The following is an 18,375-nucleotide window of genomic DNA, read 5'->3' on the forward strand; positions in this document are numbered from 1 at the left end:
CATGCAGGCAGTCGTCGTATCAGGTATTAGACCCCGTTTCCGAAGCTTATCCCCAAGTGAAGGGCAGATTACTCACGTGTTACTCACCCGTTCGCCGCTCGTGTACCCCCGAAAGGGCCTTACCGCTCGACTTGCATGTGTTAAGCACGCCGCCAGCGTTCGTCCTGAGCCAGGATCAAACTCTCCGTAGAAAATTCCATCACTGACAAAAAACAAAACTGACAATTGCCAGATCTATCTAATGCCGAAAAAACAACCCAAACTTTGACATAAGGGCATACAAACTAATTCATCGACTATGACACACTGTTGAGTTCTCAAAGATCAGACGCACACCAAGGTTGACGGTTTCCCGTCGCCCCTAGGACACTGGTTCCCACACGACTCTTCCCCGGACTAACGTCGGTGGCTCGAAGCCGGTGACGATCATCCGGTGAAGGATTCTGGTGAGTGTCTACCTCGGGGCCGGGAGCCCGACCTCTCGGTCTTGCTCCCCGCCGCTCCCTGGCGACATGGAAAACATTAGAGGAGTTCCGCGCAAGTGCCAAATCGAGTGGACGTGACGCGGGCCACAATCACGTTTGCGCAGGTCAGGGGTGGTTTGGGGCTGATGGGGCGTGGAGCGCTGCCACGTCAGCGAGCGTGCGGCACCCGCTGAGACGCATCGTCTCGACCACCTGGGCGCCCACTTCCCGATGCATCCTGGCCACGCCTGGTTCACCGTCGGTGAGGGCGTAGAGCGGCAGCCGGCCCAGGAAGACCGCATCCGCGCCAAGGGACAGCGCCGCCACGACATCGAGACCTGAGCGCACTCCCCCGTCGACGTAGACCTGGGCCTGCTCGCCCACGGCGGCGATCACCTCACGCAGCACCGCCGCGGTGGACACCGCGCGGTCCAGCTGGCGCCCACCGTGGTTGGACACCCACACCGCACGCGCCCCCGCCTGGACGCACCGCACGGCATCGTCCGGTCGGAGCACGCCCTTGACGACGACCGGGAGCCCGGTGTGCTCGGCCAGCCAGTCCACGTCGTGCGGACCCAGGTCCAGTGCCTTGTCGGCACCCGGCCGCTCGTCGGTGCCCTTGTCGAAGTTGACCCGGAGGAGTGCGGGGTCGACGACGTCCCAGACGACGCGACCAACGGGGTACTTGGTCCCGACCACCGGGGTGTCGACGGTGAGGACCACCGCGGAGGCTCCGGCCGCCACGGCTCGGTCGAGCATCGGCACCGCTAGCGTGCGGTCCGCGGGCAGGTAGGCCTGGAGCCACCACCGCACGCCTGTCTCGCCGATGAGGGAGAACGGCGTGCCGGCGTTGGAGGACACCACCATGACCCCGCCGGCCTGCGCAGTCGCGCGCGCCATGGCGAGCTCCCCGTCCGGGTGGATGGCCCGTTGGAGCGTCGAGGGGGCCACCCCCCAGGGCACCCCCACGGGCGAACCCAGCAGCTCGGTCTCGAGCCCCACGTCGGTGACGTCACGCAGGACGTGGGGGTGGAACTCCACCGCGGCCCACGTGTCCACGGCGCGGGACGCCGTCTGCCCATCGCGCGCCCCCTGGGCGACGTACTCGAAGACGGGGGCGGCGAGACGGGCGCGCGCCTGCTCCTCCAGTCCGGAGAGCCAGCGCGCGTCCTCGGTCATCGCTCAGACGACCTCGACGCCGGCGAACTTCTTCTTGCCGCGCCTCAGCACCAGCCAGGACCCAGCGACCAGGTCAGCCTCGGTGGGGACCGCATCGGGATCATCGACCCGGACGTTATTGAGGTAGGCGCCGCCCTCCGTGACCGTACGACGGGCCTCGCCCTTGCTCTTGGCCAGTCCGGTCTCGACCAGCAGGTCCACCACCCTCGGGATCCCTGAGGTCCGGTCGACCTGCACCGTGCCCGTCTCCTGCAGGGCAGCCGACAGGGTCGCCGGGGACAGCCCGGCCAGCTCACCGCCACCGAAGAGTGCAGCGGCAGCGGCCTTGGCCTGCTCCATCTCGACGGATCCGTGCACGAGGGTCGTGACCTCGTCGGCCAGGGTCTTCTGGCCCTCCCGGAGGAACGGCTTCTCGGCGTGCCGCGCCTCGAGCGACTCGATGTCCTCGCGCGCCAGGAAGGTGAAGACCCGCAGGAGCTCGCCGATCTTCTCGTCCTCGGCGTTGAGCCAGAACTGGTGGAAGGCGTAGGGCGAGAGCATGCTCGGGTCGAGCCAGAGCGCGCCACCATCTGTCTTGCCGTATTTGGTGCCGTCGGCCTTGGTCATCAGGGGCGTCGCGATCGCGTGGACCTTGTGCCCGTCGGTGCGGCGGATCAGCTCCACTCCGGCCGTGAGGTTCCCCCACTGGTCGGAGCCGCCGAACTGCAACGTCACGCCGTGGTCGCGGTGCAGGTTGAGGTAGTCCATGGATTGGAGCAGCACATAGCTGAACTCGGTGTAGCTGATGCCGGACTCGAGGCGGGTTCGGACGACGTCGCGGGCGAGCATCCGGTTGACCGGGAAGTGCTTGCCGATGTCGCGCAGGAAGTCGATGGTCGACATCGGCGCGGTCCAGTCGAGGTTGTTGACCATGGTGGCGGCGTTGTCGCCCTCGAAGGACAAGAACGGCTCGATCTGGCCGCGCACCCGACCGACCCACTCTTGGACGGTCTCGACGGTGTTCATCACCCGCTCCCCCGCCTCCTTGGGGTCACCGATCATCCCGGTGGCGCCGCCCACGAGCGCGAAGGGCGTGTGGCCCGCGGCCTGGAGCCGCTTGGCCGTGAGGATCTGCACCAGGTGACCCATGTGCAGGCTGGGCGCCGTGGGGTCGAAGCCCACGTAGAACCGCACGCTCCCGCTGCTGAACGCCTCACGCAGGGCGTCCAGGTCCGTCGAGTGGGCGATGAGGCCGCGCCACTCGAGGTCGTCGAGCAGGGAGGGATCGATAGTCACGATCAGCCTTTCGGGTCCGGTGCTGCCGGACACCAGCCTGCCGTATCGACGTACGGCGCGCCCCACGGGTATTCGGCTACTAGGGTTGGCACCGAGGAGGACGCAGTGATCGCAGGCAGGTACTCGCTCGATCGGGAGATCGGGCGAGGAGGGATGGGCGCGGTCTGGCTCGGGCGCGACGAGGTGCTCGGACGTCAGGTCGCGATCAAGCGCATCGGCATGGCACCCGGTGGCAGCAGCCCCGACCTCCTGCGCGCTGAGCGCGAAGCGCGCCTCGCTGCGCGGCTCAACCACCCCCATGTGGTCGCGGTCTTCGACCTCGTCGACGAGGACGACGCGCAATGGCTGGTGATGGAGTACGTCGAGGGCAGCACGCTCGCCGAGCTCGTCCGCAAGAACGGCGCCCTGCCGGTCGACGAGGCCGCGGCGATCGTCGTCCAGGCGGCCGATGCGCTGGCCGCCGCCCACGACGCGGGGATCGTCCACCGCGACGTGAAGCCCTCCAACATCCTGGTGACGCCCGAAGGGCAGGTGAAGCTCTCCGACTTCGGCATCGCTCGTGCCGAGGCCGATGCCTCACTCACCCAGACAGGCCTCGTCACCGGCTCGCCCGCCTACATCTCCCCCGAGGTCGCCTCCGGGCGACAGGCGACCGACCTGAGCGACGTGTGGTCGCTGGGTGCCACGCTCTTCCACGCACTGGCCGGCGCGCCGCCCTACGACATCGGCGACAACGTCATCGGCGGCCTCTACCGGATCGTGCACGAGGAGCCGCCCCGGCTCGACACCGCTGGCTGGCTCGCGCCCGTGCTCGAGTCGAGCATGACCGTCGACCCCGGGGGTCGGTGGTCGATGCGGCAGGTCGTGGACTTCCTCCGCGCCGGCCCCTCGGCGACGCCCCCGCGGCCGGTGCCCGACCGTCGTACGCTCGCGGTCGACACCGGGTCGTCCTCGACGCAGGTCATGTCCAGGGTCCTGCCCCAGCCCACCGCCGACCCCGGTGGCCGACGGGCCCGGCGTCCCGGGCGGCTGCTGCCGATCCTGTCCGGGCTAGCGATCATCGCGCTCCTGACCGTCATCGGAGTGCTGGTGGGGATGAACGCCGGCGACGACGGTGGTCAGGCGGGCGCACCCAACGACGCGCCGACCAGTCAGGCACCGCCCACGAGCAAGGCCCCCGACGAGCCCACGCAGGAGGGCATGGAGAGCTTCATCGAGTCCTACCTGCAGACCGCCAGCAGCGACCCGGCGGTGGGCTTCCGGCTGCTGACGCCGCAGTTCCAGTCCGAGAGCCCGCGCTACGACCAGTTCTGGGGCTCCGTTAGCAACATCCAGCTCCTCAACATCTCCGCCGACCCGGATGCCCTGACTGTCTCCTACACCTACCGCTACGACCTCGACGGCAGTGGCACCACCACGGAGGACATCGACCTGCGACTCGAGTTCGTCGACGGCGACTACCTCATCGCCGGCGAGGCGTAATGGACCTCCCCGAGCTCTACCGCGACATCGTGGAGACGTCTCCTGACGGGATCTGGGTCTTCGACCTCGAGGGCAACACGGTCTACGCCAACGCCGAGCTCGCCCGGATGTACGGCGTGCCCCGCGACGACTTCGCGCGCGTGGCGGTCTTCGACACGCTCGACGAGCCGGGACGCGCCCAGCTCACCGAGCACCTGGCGGGTGTGCGGCGCGGGGAGCTCAACGACAGCGAGGTCGAGTGCCAGTTCGTGCGGCACGACGGCTCCACCACGTGGATCCTGGTGCGCGAGAGCGCCCTGCGCTCCCCCGAGGGCTCGATCATCGCGATCCTGCACCGGATCTCGGAGTTCACGGACCGTCGCGCGACGATCAACGAGCTCGAGGCGAGCCGTGAGCGGCTGGACGAGGCACAGCGGATCGCGCGGGTCGGGAGCTGGGACTGGGACGTCGTGCGTGACGAGATCACGGCCTCGACCTGGCTCACCGAAATCTACGGGCTGACCCCCGAGACCTTTCCTCGCACCTACGAGCGGTTCCTCGCGATGGTGCACCCCGACGACCTGGGGGCGGTGCAGGAGGCTGTGGCGGGAGCAGCAGAGAGCGGTGAGGACTTCGTCTTCGTCGCCCGGATCCGCGGCACCAACGACTGGATCTGGACGCGCGGTCGCGGGATCGTGCGCCGCGACGAGCACGGCGAGGTCATCTCCATGTCCGGGACCCACCAGGACATCACCGAGGTGAAGGAGGCCGAGATCGCGCTGCTCGACCTCGTGAGGCAGAACGTCCTGATGCAGGCCGTGGCGAGCGCCGCCAACGAGGCGCACACTCTCACCGACGTGCTCAGCCAGGCCGGCAGCATGGTGGTGCTGCATGACGACTGGAGGCGGGCACGAGCCTTCACCGTGGCCGACGGTTGTCTCGTGCCGCTTTACATCGACGAGGCCGGCCGCGAGGCCGACCTGCAGACCCCGGAGGAATCAGCTCGAGAGCTGGCGCTGGCCATGCGGGCCTACAACGCCCGCGCCTCGGTGTGGAGCGAGGACCGGCTCACGATCGCGTTCAACGTCATGCACGACGACGTGGTGCACGCGGTCGTGACGATCGCCTCCGACCCGCCGCTCTACCGCCACCAGATGATCCAGGACATGGTCGAGTCGATCGCGCTCCAGCTGGGCCAGGTCGCCGAGCGGGAGCACAACCAGCGCGTGCTCGCGGATGCGCGCGACGACGCGATGGAGGCGTCGCGGCAGAAGTCGGAGTTCCTCGCGACGATGAGCCACGAGATCCGCACCCCGCTCAACGGCGTGATCGGCCTCACCGACCTGCTCATGCGGACCACCCTCGACACCGACCAGCAGCGGCTCGCCGCCGGCGTGCAGGTCGCCAGCCGGGCCCTCATGAGCGTCATCAACGACGTGCTCGACTTTTCCAAGATCGAGGCGGGGCGTCTCGAGCTCGAGCAGGTCGACTTCGAGCTCCGTCCGCTCCTCGAGCAGGTGGCCAGCGTGATGGCAGAAACCGCACGCGGCAAGGGCATCGGGCTCGTCGTGGACTGCGACGACAGTGTGCCCGAGCGCCTCGGCGGCGACCCGACTCGGCTGGCCCAGGTGGTGTCGAACCTGCTGTCCAACGCCGTGAAGTTCACCGCCCTGGGCGAGGTGCGCGCCTGCGCCCGCACCGTCCCGCACGGCGAGGGCTTCCTGCTGACGGTGGAGGTGAGCGACACCGGGATCGGCATCTCCCCCGAGGAGGTGCCTGGGCTGTTTGCCCCGTTCACCCAGGCCGACTCCTCCACCACCCGTCTCTACGGCGGCACGGGGCTCGGGCTGGCGATCTCCAAGGAGATCGTCGAGGCACTGGGCGGCACGATCTCCTACAGCCCCCACGTGCCGAACGGCAGCACCTTCACGTTCACGGCCGCGATGGCGGCGGTGGACGCCGGAGCTCCACGCCCAGCGGTGGCGACCAGGCCGGCGGCGCCCTCCGTGAAGGACCACCGCGGACAGCGCGTGCTGGTGGTCGAGGACAACGTGGTCAACCAGATGGTCGCGAGCGGTCTGCTGGAGTCCCTGGGCTACACCGTCGAGCTGGCCGACGACGGGATCGCGGCCCTGGAGGTGCTGGGTCGGCGTTCCTTCGACGTGGTGCTGATGGACGTGCAGATGCCCCGCATGGACGGCTACGCCGCGACCCGCGCCCTGCGGGAGGTCGAGGGCGGCGGGCGTCGTACGCCGGTGATCGCGATGACCGCCGCAGCCGTCGACGGCGAACGCGAGCGGTGCCTCGAGGCCGGCATGGACGACTATCTGACCAAGCCGGTCGACCCGGGGGCCCTGGGCGACGCACTGTCACGGTGGACCGGAAAGCCTCCTGAGGAGGCTCCCGTGAGCAATGATGAGCTCGTGCTCCCGCCCACTCCGCCCATCGACGGTCTCGACGTCGAGCGACTCGACATGCTGCGGGACCTCGACCCGGGCAACACCAGCTATCTCGACCGGGCGATCAGCAACTTCCGGGCAAACACCCTCGTCGTCGTCGAGACCATCCGCGAGCACGTGCTGTCGGGTGACGCCGACAAGATGCGGCAGGCTGCGCACAAGCTCGCCGGCAGCGCGCTCAACCTCGGCGTGGTGAGGTCGGCCGCGGCCGCGCGCGAGCTCGAGTGGCTGGGCGACGCCGGCACGACCGACGGTGGCGGCGATCTCCTGGGTCCGCTCGAGGCCGCCCTCGATGAGGGCCGGGCGCTGCTGCGCAGCTACCAGGCGACGTACGGCGGCGGGTCCTAGAGCTCGCCGAACCTCACGGCCAGGAGGGCCACGTCGTCCTCGAGGTGGTCCCCTCCCAGCTCGGCCAGGAGCCGGTCGAGGAAGGCGTCGACATCGCCGATCGGAGTCCGGGAGACCAGCTCGCGCAGGCGGGCCAGGCCGGTGTCGAGCGACTCACCTCGACGCTCGACGAGACCGTCGGTGAAGAGCAGCAGCAGCGACCCGGCGGCGAGGCGCACGTCGTCGTCGTGGCGCACCGTCTCGGGCGCCACTCCGAGGAGGGGCGAGGTGCCGGTGGAGCTCTCGAGGAAGCGGGCGGTGCCGTCGGGATCGACGAGCAGCGGCGGCAAGTGCCCGGCATTGCTCCAGCGCAGCTGCCACGTCGCCCGGCCGACCACCTCGATCGCCTCGACGTGGGCGAGGACGGCGCTCGCGATCGTCTCCAGCCCGAGGTCGCGCATGGCCAGATCGAGTCGTTGGAGGTCGTGGGACGGCGCCCCGCTCGACATCCAGGACGCCATGCGGAGCATGCTGCGCAGCTGGCCCATGACGGCGGCGGCCTCGATGTCGTGCCCGATCACGTCACCGATCATCAGGTCCGTCCAGCCTGCGCGGGTCACGACGGCTTCGTACCAGTCGCCGCCGACCTGCTCGCGCGCGCCGGCGGGGCGGTAGCGAGCCGCCAGGTCGAGGTGGGGCGGCTCAGGCAGGCTCGTGAGCATGGCGTTCTGCAGCGTCAGAGCGACGTCGGACCGGTCCTCGAGCAGGATCGCCCGCTGGACCGCCTGGGCGGTGTAGGAGGCGAGCGCCACGATCGTGATGCGGTCCTGCTCGGAGAAGGAACGCACCGTTGGCCAGACCAGCGCGAGCGCGCCATAGGCCCGCCCGCCCGCCCGCCACGAGCGGCACGAAGGCTCGCGCCTCGCCGAGCTGTGCAGGGTTGGCCAGGTGGGGGTAGCGCTCGTTCTGCGCGACCCGGGTGGAGAAGAAGACCGGGCTCTGGTCGATCAGCGCCGCGCCCAAGGGGTTGTCGTGGCCCAGCGGCAGCTCGGCGAACCGGGCAGCGGAGCGCCAGCTCGAGGCGGAGTCCTCGATGAAGGTGAGGGTCTCGCCGATGGTCTTGGCAGCCGTCGAGACGCCGTACGGGCCGCCGGTGCCGGGGCCGACGACGAGCTCGGAGGCGCGTAGCCACATGCCGGCGCGCAGGCAGCCCAGCTGCTCGCGGCTGACAGCCGCAACCGACTCGGCGACGTCGGCCAGCGTGTCGGTCGCGGCCAGCCCGGTGCTCAGGGCGAGCAGTGCGCGGCTCCGCTCGTGCAGCTCCTCGGCGGCGGCCAGCGCCGCGGCCGTGGCCTGCTGACGCTCCCGCTCACCAAGCTCCGCGGAGCACGCGACCGCGAGGTCCTCGAGCGTCGCGAGCTCTTCGGTCGTCCACCTGCGGGGCGTCGAGTCAATCGCACAGAGGGACCCGATGACCTCGCCCCGGACATCGGTGAGGGGCCAGCCGGCGTAGGCGATGACGTCGAGCTCCTCGATCGCCAGGTTGCCCGCGAGTCGCGCGTCGAGACGGGCGTCGGTGATGACCAACGGGCTCGCATCCTTGACGACGTGCTGGCAGAAGGAGTGGGACAGCGGTGTCTCGCGCTCCGCGTCGAGCGCTGCCGGGAGCCCGGCTGCTCCTCGGAAGACCTGGCGGTCCGGCTCGACCAGGGAGACCAGCCCGATCGGCACCTGGAGCAGACGACGGACCAGGCGTGCGTAGTGGTCGAACGTCGGCGAGGTGTCGCCTGAGCCCGGCTGCGTCATGGTCCCTCCTGCGCGGTCCCCTTGACCGTGACGCGTCATCATCTCGTGTCCGGAGCGTTCGCGACGAGTCTTTCACCCCATCGGGTGCCCGCCCGGGTGGCGCTCAGGAGGAGTGGGGCGGGTGGGGCTCGAACCCACGACCCAAGGATTATGAGTCCTCTGCTCTGACCGACTGAGCTACCGCCCCGCGAGGGTCGCCCCTCGAGTGCGTGAGCCTAGCCTCGGGCCAGCTCGACCAGCACCTGTCCCCCGGTCACGGCCGCGCCGGCCGCGACGTGGATCGTCTCCACGGTGCCGCCCTGGGGTGCGGTGATCTCTGTCTCCATCTTCATGGCCTCGAGGACGACGACGACGTCACCGGCCTCGATGACCTGGCCCTCCTCGACGAGCACCCGGGCGACCGTCCCGGAGAGGGGGGCCTGGACCCCGTTGCCGGTGGCTGCCGGACCCGAGGAGGCCGGGGACGGCACGGGCGAGAAGCCGCCGCCCGTCATGAAGATGGCACCGAGCGTGGGCTTCGGCTCCTCCTCGACCTCGACCTCGACGTCGTAGACCACACCGTTGACCGTGACCTTGAGCTGCATGTCGGCTACCTCGACCCGTGGATGTTGTGGCGCCCCTGGACGACGACGCGCCCCTGCTGGGCCCACGCCTCGCCGGTGCGGTAGTGCATCTGCTTGACCTTGGCGCGGTGCCCGAGGAAGGCCGCGACCGCTGCGGAGATCGCGATGGCGACCTCATCGGAGACTGCCGGCGTCTGCTGGCGCTGCTGCGCGACCTCGGCCTCCAGGTGCTCGATCCGCTCCGAGAGTGCACGGACGGACTCCAGGAGCGCAGCGAGCGACTGCTCGGGATTCGTGGCACTCACGTCGGGCCCAGCCCGTGCTTCTTGGCCGGACGGATGGTCCGCTTCGTGACCAGGATCTCGAGCGCTCGCGAGACGTGCTCACGGGTCCGAGCCGGCTCGATGATGTCGTCGACCAGTCCGCGTGACGCGGCGACGTAGGGCGTGGAGAAGGTCGAGCGGTACTCCTCGACCAGGTCGGCGCGGCGCTGCTTGGGATCCTCGGCGGCGTCGATCTCGCGGCGGAAGACGATCTCGGCCGCCCCCTCGGCGCCCATCACCGCGATCTCCGCGGTGGGCCAGGCCAGCACCTTGTCGGCACCGAGGTCCTTGGAGCACATGGCGACGTAGGCGCCGCCGTAGGCCTTGCGCAGCACGACGGTGATCTTGGGGACCGTAGCCGCGGAGTAGGCGTAGAGCAGCTTGGCACCGTGTCGGATGATGCCGTTGTGCTCCTGGGCGACGCCGGGCAGGAAGCCGGGCACGTCCACGAACGTGAGCAGCGGGATGTTGAAGGCGTTGCAGAAACGCACGAAGGACGAGGCCTTGTCGGAGGCGTTGATGTCGAGCACGCCGGAGAGCACCATCGGCTGGTTGGCCACGACGCCGACGGTCCGCCCGGTGATCCGGGCGAAGCCCACGACGATGTTGCCGGCGTAGCCCGCCTGCACCTCGAGGAAGTCGCTGCGGTCGACGACGCGGCAGATGACCTCGCGGACGTCGTAGCCCTTCTTGTCCGAGGCCGGAAGGACGTCGGGCAAGCCCGGGTCGGGGTCCACGACGTAGTCAGGGTCGACGACCGGCGCGTCCTCGGAGTTGTTCTGCGGCAGGAAGCTGAGCAGCTTCTTGGCGATCAGGATCGCCTGCTGGTCGTCGTCGGCGATGAAGTGGTTGACCCCCGACAGGGCCATGTGGGCCTCCGCGCCGCCGAGAGCGTCGGAGGTGACCTGCTCCCCGGTCACCTGCGCGATCACGCTGGGACCGGTGATGAACATGTGGGCCTTGCGGGTCTGGATGACGAAGTCGGTGAGAGCGGGCGAGTAGGCCGCGCCACCGGCGCACGGACCGGCGATGATCGAGACCTGCGGCACGACCCCGGACAGCAGGACGTTGTTGTAGAACACCCGGCCGTAGCCCGCGAGGGAGCCGATGCCCTCCTGGACCCGGGCGCCTCCGGAGTCGTTGATGAACACGAACGGCGTGCCCGTCGCCAGGCTGGCGCGCATCGTGGCCGCGACCTTGTTGGAGTGGATCTCCCCGGCGGAGCCGCCTGCGACCGTGAAGTCCTGGCTGGCGACATGGACCGGCCGGCCGAGCACCGCCCCCTCCCCGGTGATGACGCCGTCGGCCGGGAGCTTGGCCTCGTCGAGCCCGAAGTACGTCGACTGGTGGAGGGCGAACATGCCCGTCTCCTCGAACGTCCCGGGATCGAGCAGCTCCGCGACCCGCTCGCGGGCGGTGAGCTTGCCCTGCGCGCGTTGCTTGTCCTGCTTGGCCGCTCCCCCGCCCTGCTCGACCGCCGCTCGGCGCTCGAGCAGCTCGGCGGTGCGCGCCTCCATCGACTGCTGGTGGTGCTTGTGCTTGCTCACGTGCGTTCCTCAGGCTCGCTCGACGGTGACGGAGTGCGCCTTGCCGTCCATGTTCACGGAATAGCGGATGGGACCGTGCACGGGGCCGCCACCGGACGCGGACGCCAGTCTCTCGGCAGCCACCTCGGCAGGGTCCTTGCCGACGTTCTTGGGACCGTCGGGGCGCTCCTTGAAGAAGCCGGGGGCCACGCCGGGGAACATCGCGTAGGTGAGCACGTCCTCGTCGGTGCCGTCGCAGCCCTCGAGCGCGGTGGCCTCGGAGACCAACCGGTCCCACTCGGGCGGGATCAGGTCCGCGGGCCGCTCGGTGATCGGCTCCTTGCCGGTCTGCTGGCGCGCCGCCTCGACGATCGTGGCGTCCCGCTCGCCCAGCGTGGCGCCGTAGTAGCCCAGCATCAGGTCGGCGAACTCCGCCGTGAGTGCCTTGTAGGGACCCATGAGCACGTTGAAGACCGCCTGGGTGCCGACGATCTGGCTCGAGGGCGTGACCAGCGGCGGGTAGCCGGCCACCGCGCGCACTCGCGGAACCTCCAGCAGCACCTCGCGCAGGCGGTCACCAGCGCCCTGCTGACGCAGCTGGCTCTCCATGTTGGAGATCATCCCGCCCGGGATCTGGCTCTTGAATATCTCGGTCTCCACGCCGGTGATCGCCGACATGAACTGGGTGTACTTCGGTCGCACCGTCGCGAAGTGGTCCTTGATGCTCAAGAGCCGCGCGTCGTCGAGGTCGGTGGAGTAAGGCGTCCCGCGCAGCATCTCGACCAGCGACTCGGTGGGGTTGTGGCCCGGGCCGAGCGAGATCGAGGAGATCGAGGTGTCGACGACGTCGGCACCGGCCTCGATGGCCTTCATCAGGCTCACGAGCGTCACGCCGGTCGTGGCGTGGCAGTGGACGTGGATCCGCACGTCCGTGCCGAGGTCGTCCTTGATCGCCTTGACGATGTCGTAGGCGGCCTGTGGCTTGAGCAGGGCGGCCATGTCCTTGAGACAGAGCGAGTCGCAGCCGAGGTCCATGAGGTCGCGGGCCATCTGCACGTAGCCTTCGATCGTGTGCAGCGGGCTCTCGGTGTAGCAGATGGTGCCCTGAGCGTGCTTGTCCGCCCGGCGCACGGCCGCGATGGCCTGCCTGACGTTGCGCACGTCATTGAGGGCGTCGAAGACGCGGTAGACGTCCATGCCGTTCTCCGCGGACTTCTCGACGAAGCGGTTGACCACGTCGTCCTCGTAGTGCCGGTAGCCCAGGAGGTTCTGGCCCCGCAGGAGCATCTGCAGCCGGCTGTGGGGCAGCAGCTCGCGGAAGGTGCGCAGCCGCTCCCACGGGTCCTCGTTGAGGAACCGGATGCACGCGTCGTAGGTCGCACCACCCCAGCACTCCACCGACCAGTAGCCGGCCGCGTCGATGTCGGCGCAGGCGTCGACCATGTCCTCGAGGGCCATCCGTGTCGCCATCAGGCTCTGGTGTCCGTCTCGCAGGACGAGTTCGGTGACGCCGATCTCCCGGGTGGTCGTTTCTGTCATGCCTTCACCCTTGCGCACCGGGGCCCGGAAACCGAGAGCCAGGGACAAGCGGATGACCAAAGTCCCTCCAGGGCAGGACCTGGGCGAGACGCTCCCGGCGTACGGGACTAGCGCTCGGGCCCGGCCTGCTCGTCAAAGAACCTCACGGAGGCCGCGCGGTGGCGGGCGAGGCGGGGTGTTGTGTAGCCACCCCAGAGCAGGACGCGCAGCAGGAACAGCACGGCGTCAGCTCAGCGATTCACAAGCAGGAGGACGAGCAGCACGAGGGCGCTCATCGCCAGGGAGACGAGCACCGACCCCGCACAACCGAGTCGGTTGCTGAAGAAGAAGAACATCGAGACCTCGATCATCAGGAGCTGGAGTCTCCCGGTGCCCAGGTGGCACGTGGCTCATCGACCCCCAGGCGTGAGCCTGCTCACTCAGCAGCGGTGACGGTCTCTCCGGTCGGCGCGTAGGCGCAGGCGTCGGCGGTCTCCTCGACGTCGTTGGACGGCTTCGGGGCGCCGACCTCGCGCTTCTTGGGCTGGATGGCCTTCTCGACGACCGAGCGCACGTAGTCGTAGTCGGGGTCGCCGGAGAAGAACTGCTCGGAGCCCTTGAAGACGACCGAGCGGACCTTGGCACCCTTGACCTCCAGCGCCAACTCCACGAACGCGGGGGCGAGGTCGAGGGGGATGTCGGTGGTCACGATGTCCTTGCCGGCCTGGGCGAGGTCGAGGTAGCGGCGCAGCAGGTTGGTGGGGTTGGCGGCCTCGACGAGCGCGTCGACCATGCAGCGCTGACGGTCCATGCGGGCGTAGTCGTCGGAGCCGTAGCGCCCGCGGGCGAACCACAGGGCGTGGTAGCCGTCGAGGTGCTGGGACGGACCGGGCTCGAGGTAGCCGACGGGCGGGATGCCGGCGTCGGTGTTGCCCTCGATGGCCACCGGCTCGTTGATGTTGACGGTCACGCCGCCCATGGCGTCGACGATCTCGCGGAAGCCGGCGAGGTTGACCAGCAGGAAGTAGTCGACCGGGATGCCGAGGCTGCCCTCCACGGCCTGCTTGATCGCATCGGCGCCCTCGTTGTCGCTCTTGCCCAGCACGCCGGGGTGCCGCTCGGGGATCTGGCCATAGATCGCGTTGAGCATGTAGAAGCCCGGGTCCTCGGTGCCGCCGTAGCCGTAACCCTCGGGATAGAGGTCGGAGAGCGGACTGTCCTCCGGGAACTCGGCGTACATCATGTTGCGCGGCAGGCTGAACATGACCGTCTTGCCGGTCTTGGTGTTCATGCTGACCAGGATCACCGTGTCGGTGCGCACGCCGGTGCGGCCCTCTCCCCCGTCACCACCGAGGAGCAGGACGTTGACCCGGTCGAGCCCGCCCCAGGGGTCGTCCTTGGTCACGCCCGTGGGCGTCGTGGCGCTGACGTTGTCCTGGAAGACGGTCTCGACCAGGTCGGCCTGGGCAACGGCGTAGCGGGAGGCGTAGGTCGCCGGGACCACCGCGGTCAGGCACAGGACCCCGACCACCAGGTTGCCGGCGATCGTGTGCGCCCGCGGACGCACGCGCGGACGCACCAGGCGGTAGGAGGTGAGGACCACGAACGACCAGACCGCGACACCGACACCGAAGAGCACTGCGGCGATCTTGAGGCGAGTGGGATCGAGCGCGAAGTCGATGGCCGTGCGCAGGTCACGCCCGAAGTACCACGCCACCCCGCCGAGCAGGGCGAGCCAGGCGACCAGGACGAGGGCGCCCAGCGCCCGGCGACCGGCGTAGAGGTAGCCAGAGCCGGGCATCAGGGCTCCGAGCAGGGTCATGCCGAGGGTGCCGGGCAGGCCGTGGGCGCGCCGACGGTCGCTGCGCAGCGCACGGGAGCCCCCGCTGGGGGGCGAGCCGACAGGTCGACGGAGCGTGACCGAACGGCCCGGGCGCTGCGCGCGACGGACCCCGCGGCGCGCTGCGTTGTCAGCCTGGTCAGACATGCGACCCCGTCGAGGAACAGTGGGAGTGGAAGCCCGGTCCCGAGGCGAGCGGACCAAAAATAGCACCGGCGGTGCGCGATCCCCGTCACGTCGTCCCCAGGCGGGGACGATGTCGCGGGTGCATGATCGGGTCATGGACACCCCCGAGCCCCCGACCGAGCCCCTGACCGTCCTCGACGAGACGTGGTCGCGCATGCTGTGCGTCGTCGCCCACCCCGACGACCTCGAGTTCGGCAGTGCCGCCGCCGTGGCCCGCTGGACCGGCCAGGGCAAGAGCGTCGGCTACTGCATGGTGACCAGCGGCGAGGCCGGGATCGACGGGCTCGCCCCCGACCAGTGCCGTCCGGTCCGCGAGGCCGAGCAGGTCGAGTCGGCACGCATCGTGGGTGTCCCTGAGGTGAGCTTCCTCGGCTTCCCCGACGGGGTCCTCGAGTACGGCGTGGGGTTGCGGCGTGCGATCGCCCTCGAGGTGCGTCGCTTCCGACCCGACATCGTGGTGACCGGCAACTTCCGCGACACCTTCGGGGGTCGCAACCTCAACCAGGCCGACCACATCGCCGTCGGTCAGGCCGTGCTGGATGCCGTGCGTGACGCGGGCAACCGGTGGGTCTTCCCCGAGCAGCTCGTCGACGGGCTCGAGAAGTGGGAGGGCGTGCGCGAGGTCTGGGCCGCCGGCTCCCCCGAGGCCACGCACGGAGTCGACACCACCGACACCTTCGACCTCGGAGTCGCGTCGCTGGAGGCCCACCGCGCCTACATCGACGGGCTCGGGTGGGAGCACTTCGACGGCCGGGAGTTCCTGGAAGGCTTCGCTCGTCAGGCCGGCCAGCGTCTCGGCGTCGCCCTGGCCGCCTCGTTCGAGGTGTTCCCTATGGGCTGGGCCGGCGAGGAGTAGGCCCTCGCGGCTTGAGCGCTGGTCAGTTGCATCGAATTCCCCTGGCGTGAGCAGCCGCCCCAGGAGCGCGTGACCTTCATCTGGGCTGCGAGGGACCTTCGCCCCTCTGCATCCTGCTGCGTGGGTGGTCGGGTAGCAGGAGGCGCTCCCCCGTCCGGGGAGCCGCCGTGGCCCATCCCCCCTCTGCTCGGAGATCCCATGCTGTCCACCAGGTCCACCGCCATCGTCAAGACCACGCTGCCGATCATCGGCGCCGCCATCGGCGACATCACACCGGTGTTCTACCAGCGCATGTTCGCCGCGCACCCGGAGCTCGAACGAGACCTGTTCAACCGGGGCAACCAGGCCCAGGGTGACCAGCAGAGCGCGCTGGCGGGCGCGATCGCGGCGTACGCCACCCTCCTGGTGGCGGAGGACGGCCGGGACCCGGTCGAGGTGCTGGCCCGGATAGCCCACAAGCATGCCTCGCTCGGCATCCTGGAGGATCAGTACGCGATCGTCCACGAGCACCTGTTCGCGGCGATCGTCGAGGTGCTGGGCGACGCCATCACTCCCGAGGTCGCCAGCGCCTGGGACGAGGTCTACTGGCACATGGCCGGAGCACTCGTCTCGATCGAGAAGCGGCTGTACGCCGGCGCCGGGGTGGCGGACGGTGACGTGTGGCGCACCCTCGTCCTGAGACGTCGCCTCCAGGAGTCGCCGGACACGGTGTCGTTCGTGCTCGGCACCCCAGACCACAGCACGCTGCCGACCGCACAGCCAGGTCAGTACGTGTCGGTGCAGGTGCGGCTGCCGGACGGCGCCCGCCAGATTCGTCAATACAGCATCACTCGCTCCGCCGAGCCCAGTGAGTGGGAGATCTCCGTCAAGGCGATCCCGACCGGCCACACGAGCGACGGCACCACCACCCCGGCCGGCGAGGTCTCGAACTTCCTGCACGACAACCTCTTCGAGGGCGACGAGATCAGGACCTCGACGCCCTTCGGCGAGCTGGTCCTCGACGACTCCGACCGGCCACTGGTCCTCGTCTCCGCGGGCATCGGCGCCACCCCGATCATCGGGATCCTCCACTACCTCGCGGGCATCGACTCGGCGCGCCAGGTGCTGGTGCTGCACGCGGACCGGTCACCGGGCCGTCACGCCCACCGGCAGGACCTGAAGGAGCTCGTGTCAGCGATGCCGACGGCCTCCCTGCACCGGTGGTACGAGGACCTGGGCGTCCGTCCGACCCGCGACGTCCTGCGGGCGGGACGCATCGACCTCGCGTCGGTGGAGATCCCCGCCGACGCCCAGGTCTACCTGTGCGGCCCCTTGCCCTTCATGGAGCACGTGCGCACGAGCCTCATCGAGCAGAATGTCCGTGCGGCCGACATCCACTACGAGGTCTTCGGACCCGACAAGTGGCTCGCGTCCGCCTGAACGGGCCGGGCTCGGAACCGGCGTCCAGCCGCTTCAAGGGAGTGCGACTTCGGCTTCCCATCGTCGGGCACCCTCCGTTCAAGGTGTTCTGGTCACAGAGCGACGAGGGACCGCGCGTCGAGGCCGGCTTCCCGCACCCCTGAGCACCACCCAACAGGCGCCGCGCATCAGGAGGAGGCCACGGACCTTCGAATCCACAGGGCCTCTGATCTGCGTCTTCGCAGATCAGAGGCCCTTCTCGTGCTCCCCCGGTTGGACTCGAACCACCGAAGAGGACCGCGAGGAGAGCGAAGCTGTCCATGCTCATGCTCCCCCAGTTCTCGTCGCGCCCTGCAGGTTCCGCTCGCCCTGGTGACCCATCATCTGCAAGCCCCTCCGCTCAGCAGAGTCGAAGGGCTGTGCTCCGGCCGTGGCGCGGAGTCGCTCCAACTGGTCGAGCACGACGGATCGCTGGTCCGGTCGCACCCGGTGACTGAGGTCCAACAGGACCTGGAAGATCTTCTCGAGGACCTGTGGTCCGCTGCACCGTAGCGCCGGGGCTGGGACAGAGCCACGTCGACATAGGTAGCGAAGTCCGGGCGGCGAGCCACCACCCTGACCTGCTCGTCCTGGTCCCACGACCGCTCGGCACCGAGATCGCGATCGCGATCGGTGAGCGCACACAGGAACGCCGAAATGTGACCAAGGGCGTGGACCGCGGTGGCGGGGTCGTTGATGCCGGGAGAGCGCCTTGTTCGCGACATCGGTCAGCTGTCGAAGCCCGTAGAGGACATCCTTCGCCGACGTCCGTTCGAACCCGGTGTGCAGACAGCTCGCGACACGGGCGGCAACCCGCTGCGCTCTCTCCTCGTCGAAGCGGCCACCACGAGAAGGCCACGCTGCACCCGTCGGTGTCCCGGCGACGAGGAAGCTGCCCGCATAGACATCGAGAGAGAGAGAGAGAGAGAGAGAGAGAGAGAACACCGCGTGCTCCTCCACGGCCACCTCGAGAAGCTTGCCGGCATCCATCCACGTCACGAAGCCGTTCTCCCTCCCGACCAGCGTGAGGGCGCCTGGCGGGCGCGACGGCTCGCCCCGACGGTGACCGGTTGCGGGTCCCCGCTCGGCGAGGACCGTGCGCATGGTGGTGGAGGCTTCGCGGTGCACGTGGTCAGCCAGGCGAAGCGACAGACC

13 protein-coding genes, 1 tRNA gene, 1 rRNA gene and 1 pseudogene are annotated in these 18,375 nt (G+C 69.3%); 4 read left to right on the forward strand and 12 right to left on the reverse strand.

The genetic code is table 11. The features are described from left to right. The 3 genes from BM204_RS20515 to tyrS form a co-directional block, all read right to left on the reverse strand. Positions 1 to 191, reverse strand: a 16S ribosomal RNA gene (locus tag BM204_RS20515); the annotation flags it as partial. Positions 192 to 590: 399 nt separating this feature from the next. Continuing rightward, entirely contained in the window at positions 591 to 1,643 is a 1,053-nt protein-coding gene (locus BM204_RS20520; RefSeq protein WP_091117292.1) for an alpha-hydroxy acid oxidase, read from the reverse strand. A 3-nt stretch (positions 1,644 to 1,646) separates the two neighbouring features. After that, the gene (tyrS, locus tag BM204_RS20525; protein ID WP_091117328.1) at positions 1,647 to 2,918 is read right to left on the reverse strand and encodes a tyrosine--tRNA ligase; all 1,272 of its coding nucleotides are present in this window, start codon (positions 2,916 to 2,918) and stop codon (positions 1,647 to 1,649) included. A gap of 105 nt (positions 2,919 to 3,023) precedes the next feature. On the opposite strand from tyrS, the gene BM204_RS20530 reads away from it, so the two are divergent. After that, positions 3,024 to 4,400, forward strand: a complete 1,377-nt coding sequence (locus BM204_RS20530; RefSeq protein WP_143099857.1) for a serine/threonine-protein kinase — start codon at positions 3,024 to 3,026, stop codon at positions 4,398 to 4,400. After that, on the forward strand, positions 4,400 to 7,186 hold the full coding sequence (locus BM204_RS20535) for a PAS domain-containing hybrid sensor histidine kinase/response regulator (RefSeq protein ID WP_091117295.1): 2,787 nt from the start codon (positions 4,400 to 4,402) through the stop codon (positions 7,184 to 7,186). Before BM204_RS20530 ends, BM204_RS20535 begins: the two co-directional genes overlap by 1 nt. Here the strand turns inward: BM204_RS20535 and BM204_RS20540 are convergent. From BM204_RS20540 to BM204_RS20575, 8 genes are all read right to left on the reverse strand, one after another. Continuing rightward, a complete protein-coding gene (locus BM204_RS20540; protein ID WP_091117297.1) occupies positions 7,183 to 7,977 on the reverse strand; it encodes a PP2C family protein-serine/threonine phosphatase in 795 nt (264 codons plus the stop codon). The two genes, BM204_RS20535 and BM204_RS20540, sit on opposite strands and share 4 nt — an antisense overlap. Beyond that, positions 7,868 to 8,971, reverse strand: a complete 1,104-nt coding sequence (locus BM204_RS23045) for a GAF domain-containing protein (RefSeq protein ID WP_218031361.1) — start codon at positions 8,969 to 8,971, stop codon at positions 7,868 to 7,870. Before BM204_RS23045 ends, BM204_RS20540 begins: the two co-directional genes overlap by 110 nt. Positions 8,972 to 9,084: 113 nt before the next feature. Then, positions 9,085 to 9,158 (reverse strand) — tRNA-Ile (locus BM204_RS20550). A gap of 28 nt (positions 9,159 to 9,186) precedes the next feature. After that, the gene (locus BM204_RS20555; protein WP_091117300.1) at positions 9,187 to 9,555 is read right to left on the reverse strand and encodes a biotin/lipoyl-containing protein; all 369 of its coding nucleotides are present in this window, start codon (positions 9,553 to 9,555) and stop codon (positions 9,187 to 9,189) included. Positions 9,556 to 9,560: 5 nt separating this feature from the next. Continuing rightward, a complete protein-coding gene (locus BM204_RS20560) occupies positions 9,561 to 9,839 on the reverse strand; it encodes a hypothetical protein (RefSeq protein ID WP_091117301.1) in 279 nt (92 codons plus the stop codon). Beyond that, entirely contained in the window at positions 9,836 to 11,374 is a 1,539-nt protein-coding gene (locus tag BM204_RS20565; protein WP_091117329.1) for an acyl-CoA carboxylase subunit beta, read from the reverse strand. The genes BM204_RS20560 and BM204_RS20565 overlap by 4 nt, the downstream gene beginning before the upstream one ends. Positions 11,375 to 11,413: 39 nt before the next feature. Beyond that, positions 11,414 to 12,922 carry a methylmalonyl-CoA carboxytransferase subunit 5S gene (locus BM204_RS20570; RefSeq protein WP_091117331.1) on the reverse strand — a complete coding sequence of 503 codons (1,509 nt, stop codon included), beginning with the start codon at positions 12,920 to 12,922 and terminating at the stop codon, positions 11,414 to 11,416. Positions 12,923 to 13,337: 415 nt separating this feature from the next. Continuing rightward, on the reverse strand, positions 13,338 to 14,888 hold the full coding sequence (locus BM204_RS20575; protein ID WP_143099859.1) for an LCP family protein: 1,551 nt from the start codon (positions 14,886 to 14,888) through the stop codon (positions 13,338 to 13,340). 133 nt (positions 14,889 to 15,021) lie between these two features. On the opposite strand from BM204_RS20575, the gene BM204_RS20580 reads away from it, so the two are divergent. Both BM204_RS20580 and BM204_RS20585 read left to right on the forward strand, forming a co-directional pair. Next, positions 15,022 to 15,783 carry a PIG-L deacetylase family protein gene (locus tag BM204_RS20580; RefSeq protein ID WP_091117333.1) on the forward strand — a complete coding sequence of 254 codons (762 nt, stop codon included), beginning with the start codon at positions 15,022 to 15,024 and terminating at the stop codon, positions 15,781 to 15,783. 198 nt (positions 15,784 to 15,981) lie between these two features. Further along, a complete protein-coding gene (locus tag BM204_RS20585) occupies positions 15,982 to 17,202 on the forward strand; it encodes a globin domain-containing protein (protein ID WP_091117305.1) in 1,221 nt (406 codons plus the stop codon). Between the two features lie 359 nt (positions 17,203 to 17,561). Here the strand turns inward: BM204_RS20585 and BM204_RS23590 are convergent. Beyond that, a pseudogene (locus BM204_RS23590) lies at positions 17,562 to 18,324 on the reverse strand (DUF2254 family protein). Positions 18,325 to 18,375 lie beyond the last annotated feature (51 nt).

Source organism: Nocardioides psychrotolerans, assembly GCF_900113685.1.
In the GTDB taxonomy this organism is placed as follows: domain Bacteria; phylum Actinomycetota; class Actinomycetes; order Propionibacteriales; family Nocardioidaceae; genus Nocardioides; species Nocardioides psychrotolerans.

What these genes read in the sequence shown, in the direction of transcription:
- BM204_RS20520 (WP_091117292.1), bottom strand. Translation starts at nt 1,643, where the DNA reads ATGACCGAGGACGCGCGCTGGCTCTCCGGACTGGAGGAGCAGGCGCGC.
- BM204_RS20535 (WP_091117295.1), top strand. Translation starts at nt 4,400, where the DNA reads ATGGACCTCCCCGAGCTCTACCGCGACATCGTGGAGACGTCTCCTGAC.
- BM204_RS23045 (WP_218031361.1), bottom strand. Translation starts at nt 8,971, where the DNA reads ATGACGCAGCCGGGCTCAGGCGACACCTCGCCGACGTTCGACCACTAC.
- BM204_RS20555 (WP_091117300.1), bottom strand. Translation starts at nt 9,555, where the DNA reads ATGCAGCTCAAGGTCACGGTCAACGGTGTGGTCTACGACGTCGAGGTC.
- BM204_RS20565 (WP_091117329.1), bottom strand. Translation starts at nt 11,374, where the DNA reads ATGGAGGCGCGCACCGCCGAGCTGCTCGAGCGCCGAGCGGCGGTCGAG.
- BM204_RS20570 (WP_091117331.1), bottom strand. Translation starts at nt 12,922, where the DNA reads ATGACAGAAACGACCACCCGGGAGATCGGCGTCACCGAACTCGTCCTG.
- BM204_RS20575 (WP_143099859.1), bottom strand. Translation starts at nt 14,888, where the DNA reads ATGTCTGACCAGGCTGACAACGCAGCGCGCCGCGGGGTCCGTCGCGCG.
- BM204_RS20580 (WP_091117333.1), top strand. Translation starts at nt 15,022, where the DNA reads ATGGACACCCCCGAGCCCCCGACCGAGCCCCTGACCGTCCTCGACGAG.
- BM204_RS20585 (WP_091117305.1), top strand. Translation starts at nt 15,982, where the DNA reads ATGCTGTCCACCAGGTCCACCGCCATCGTCAAGACCACGCTGCCGATC.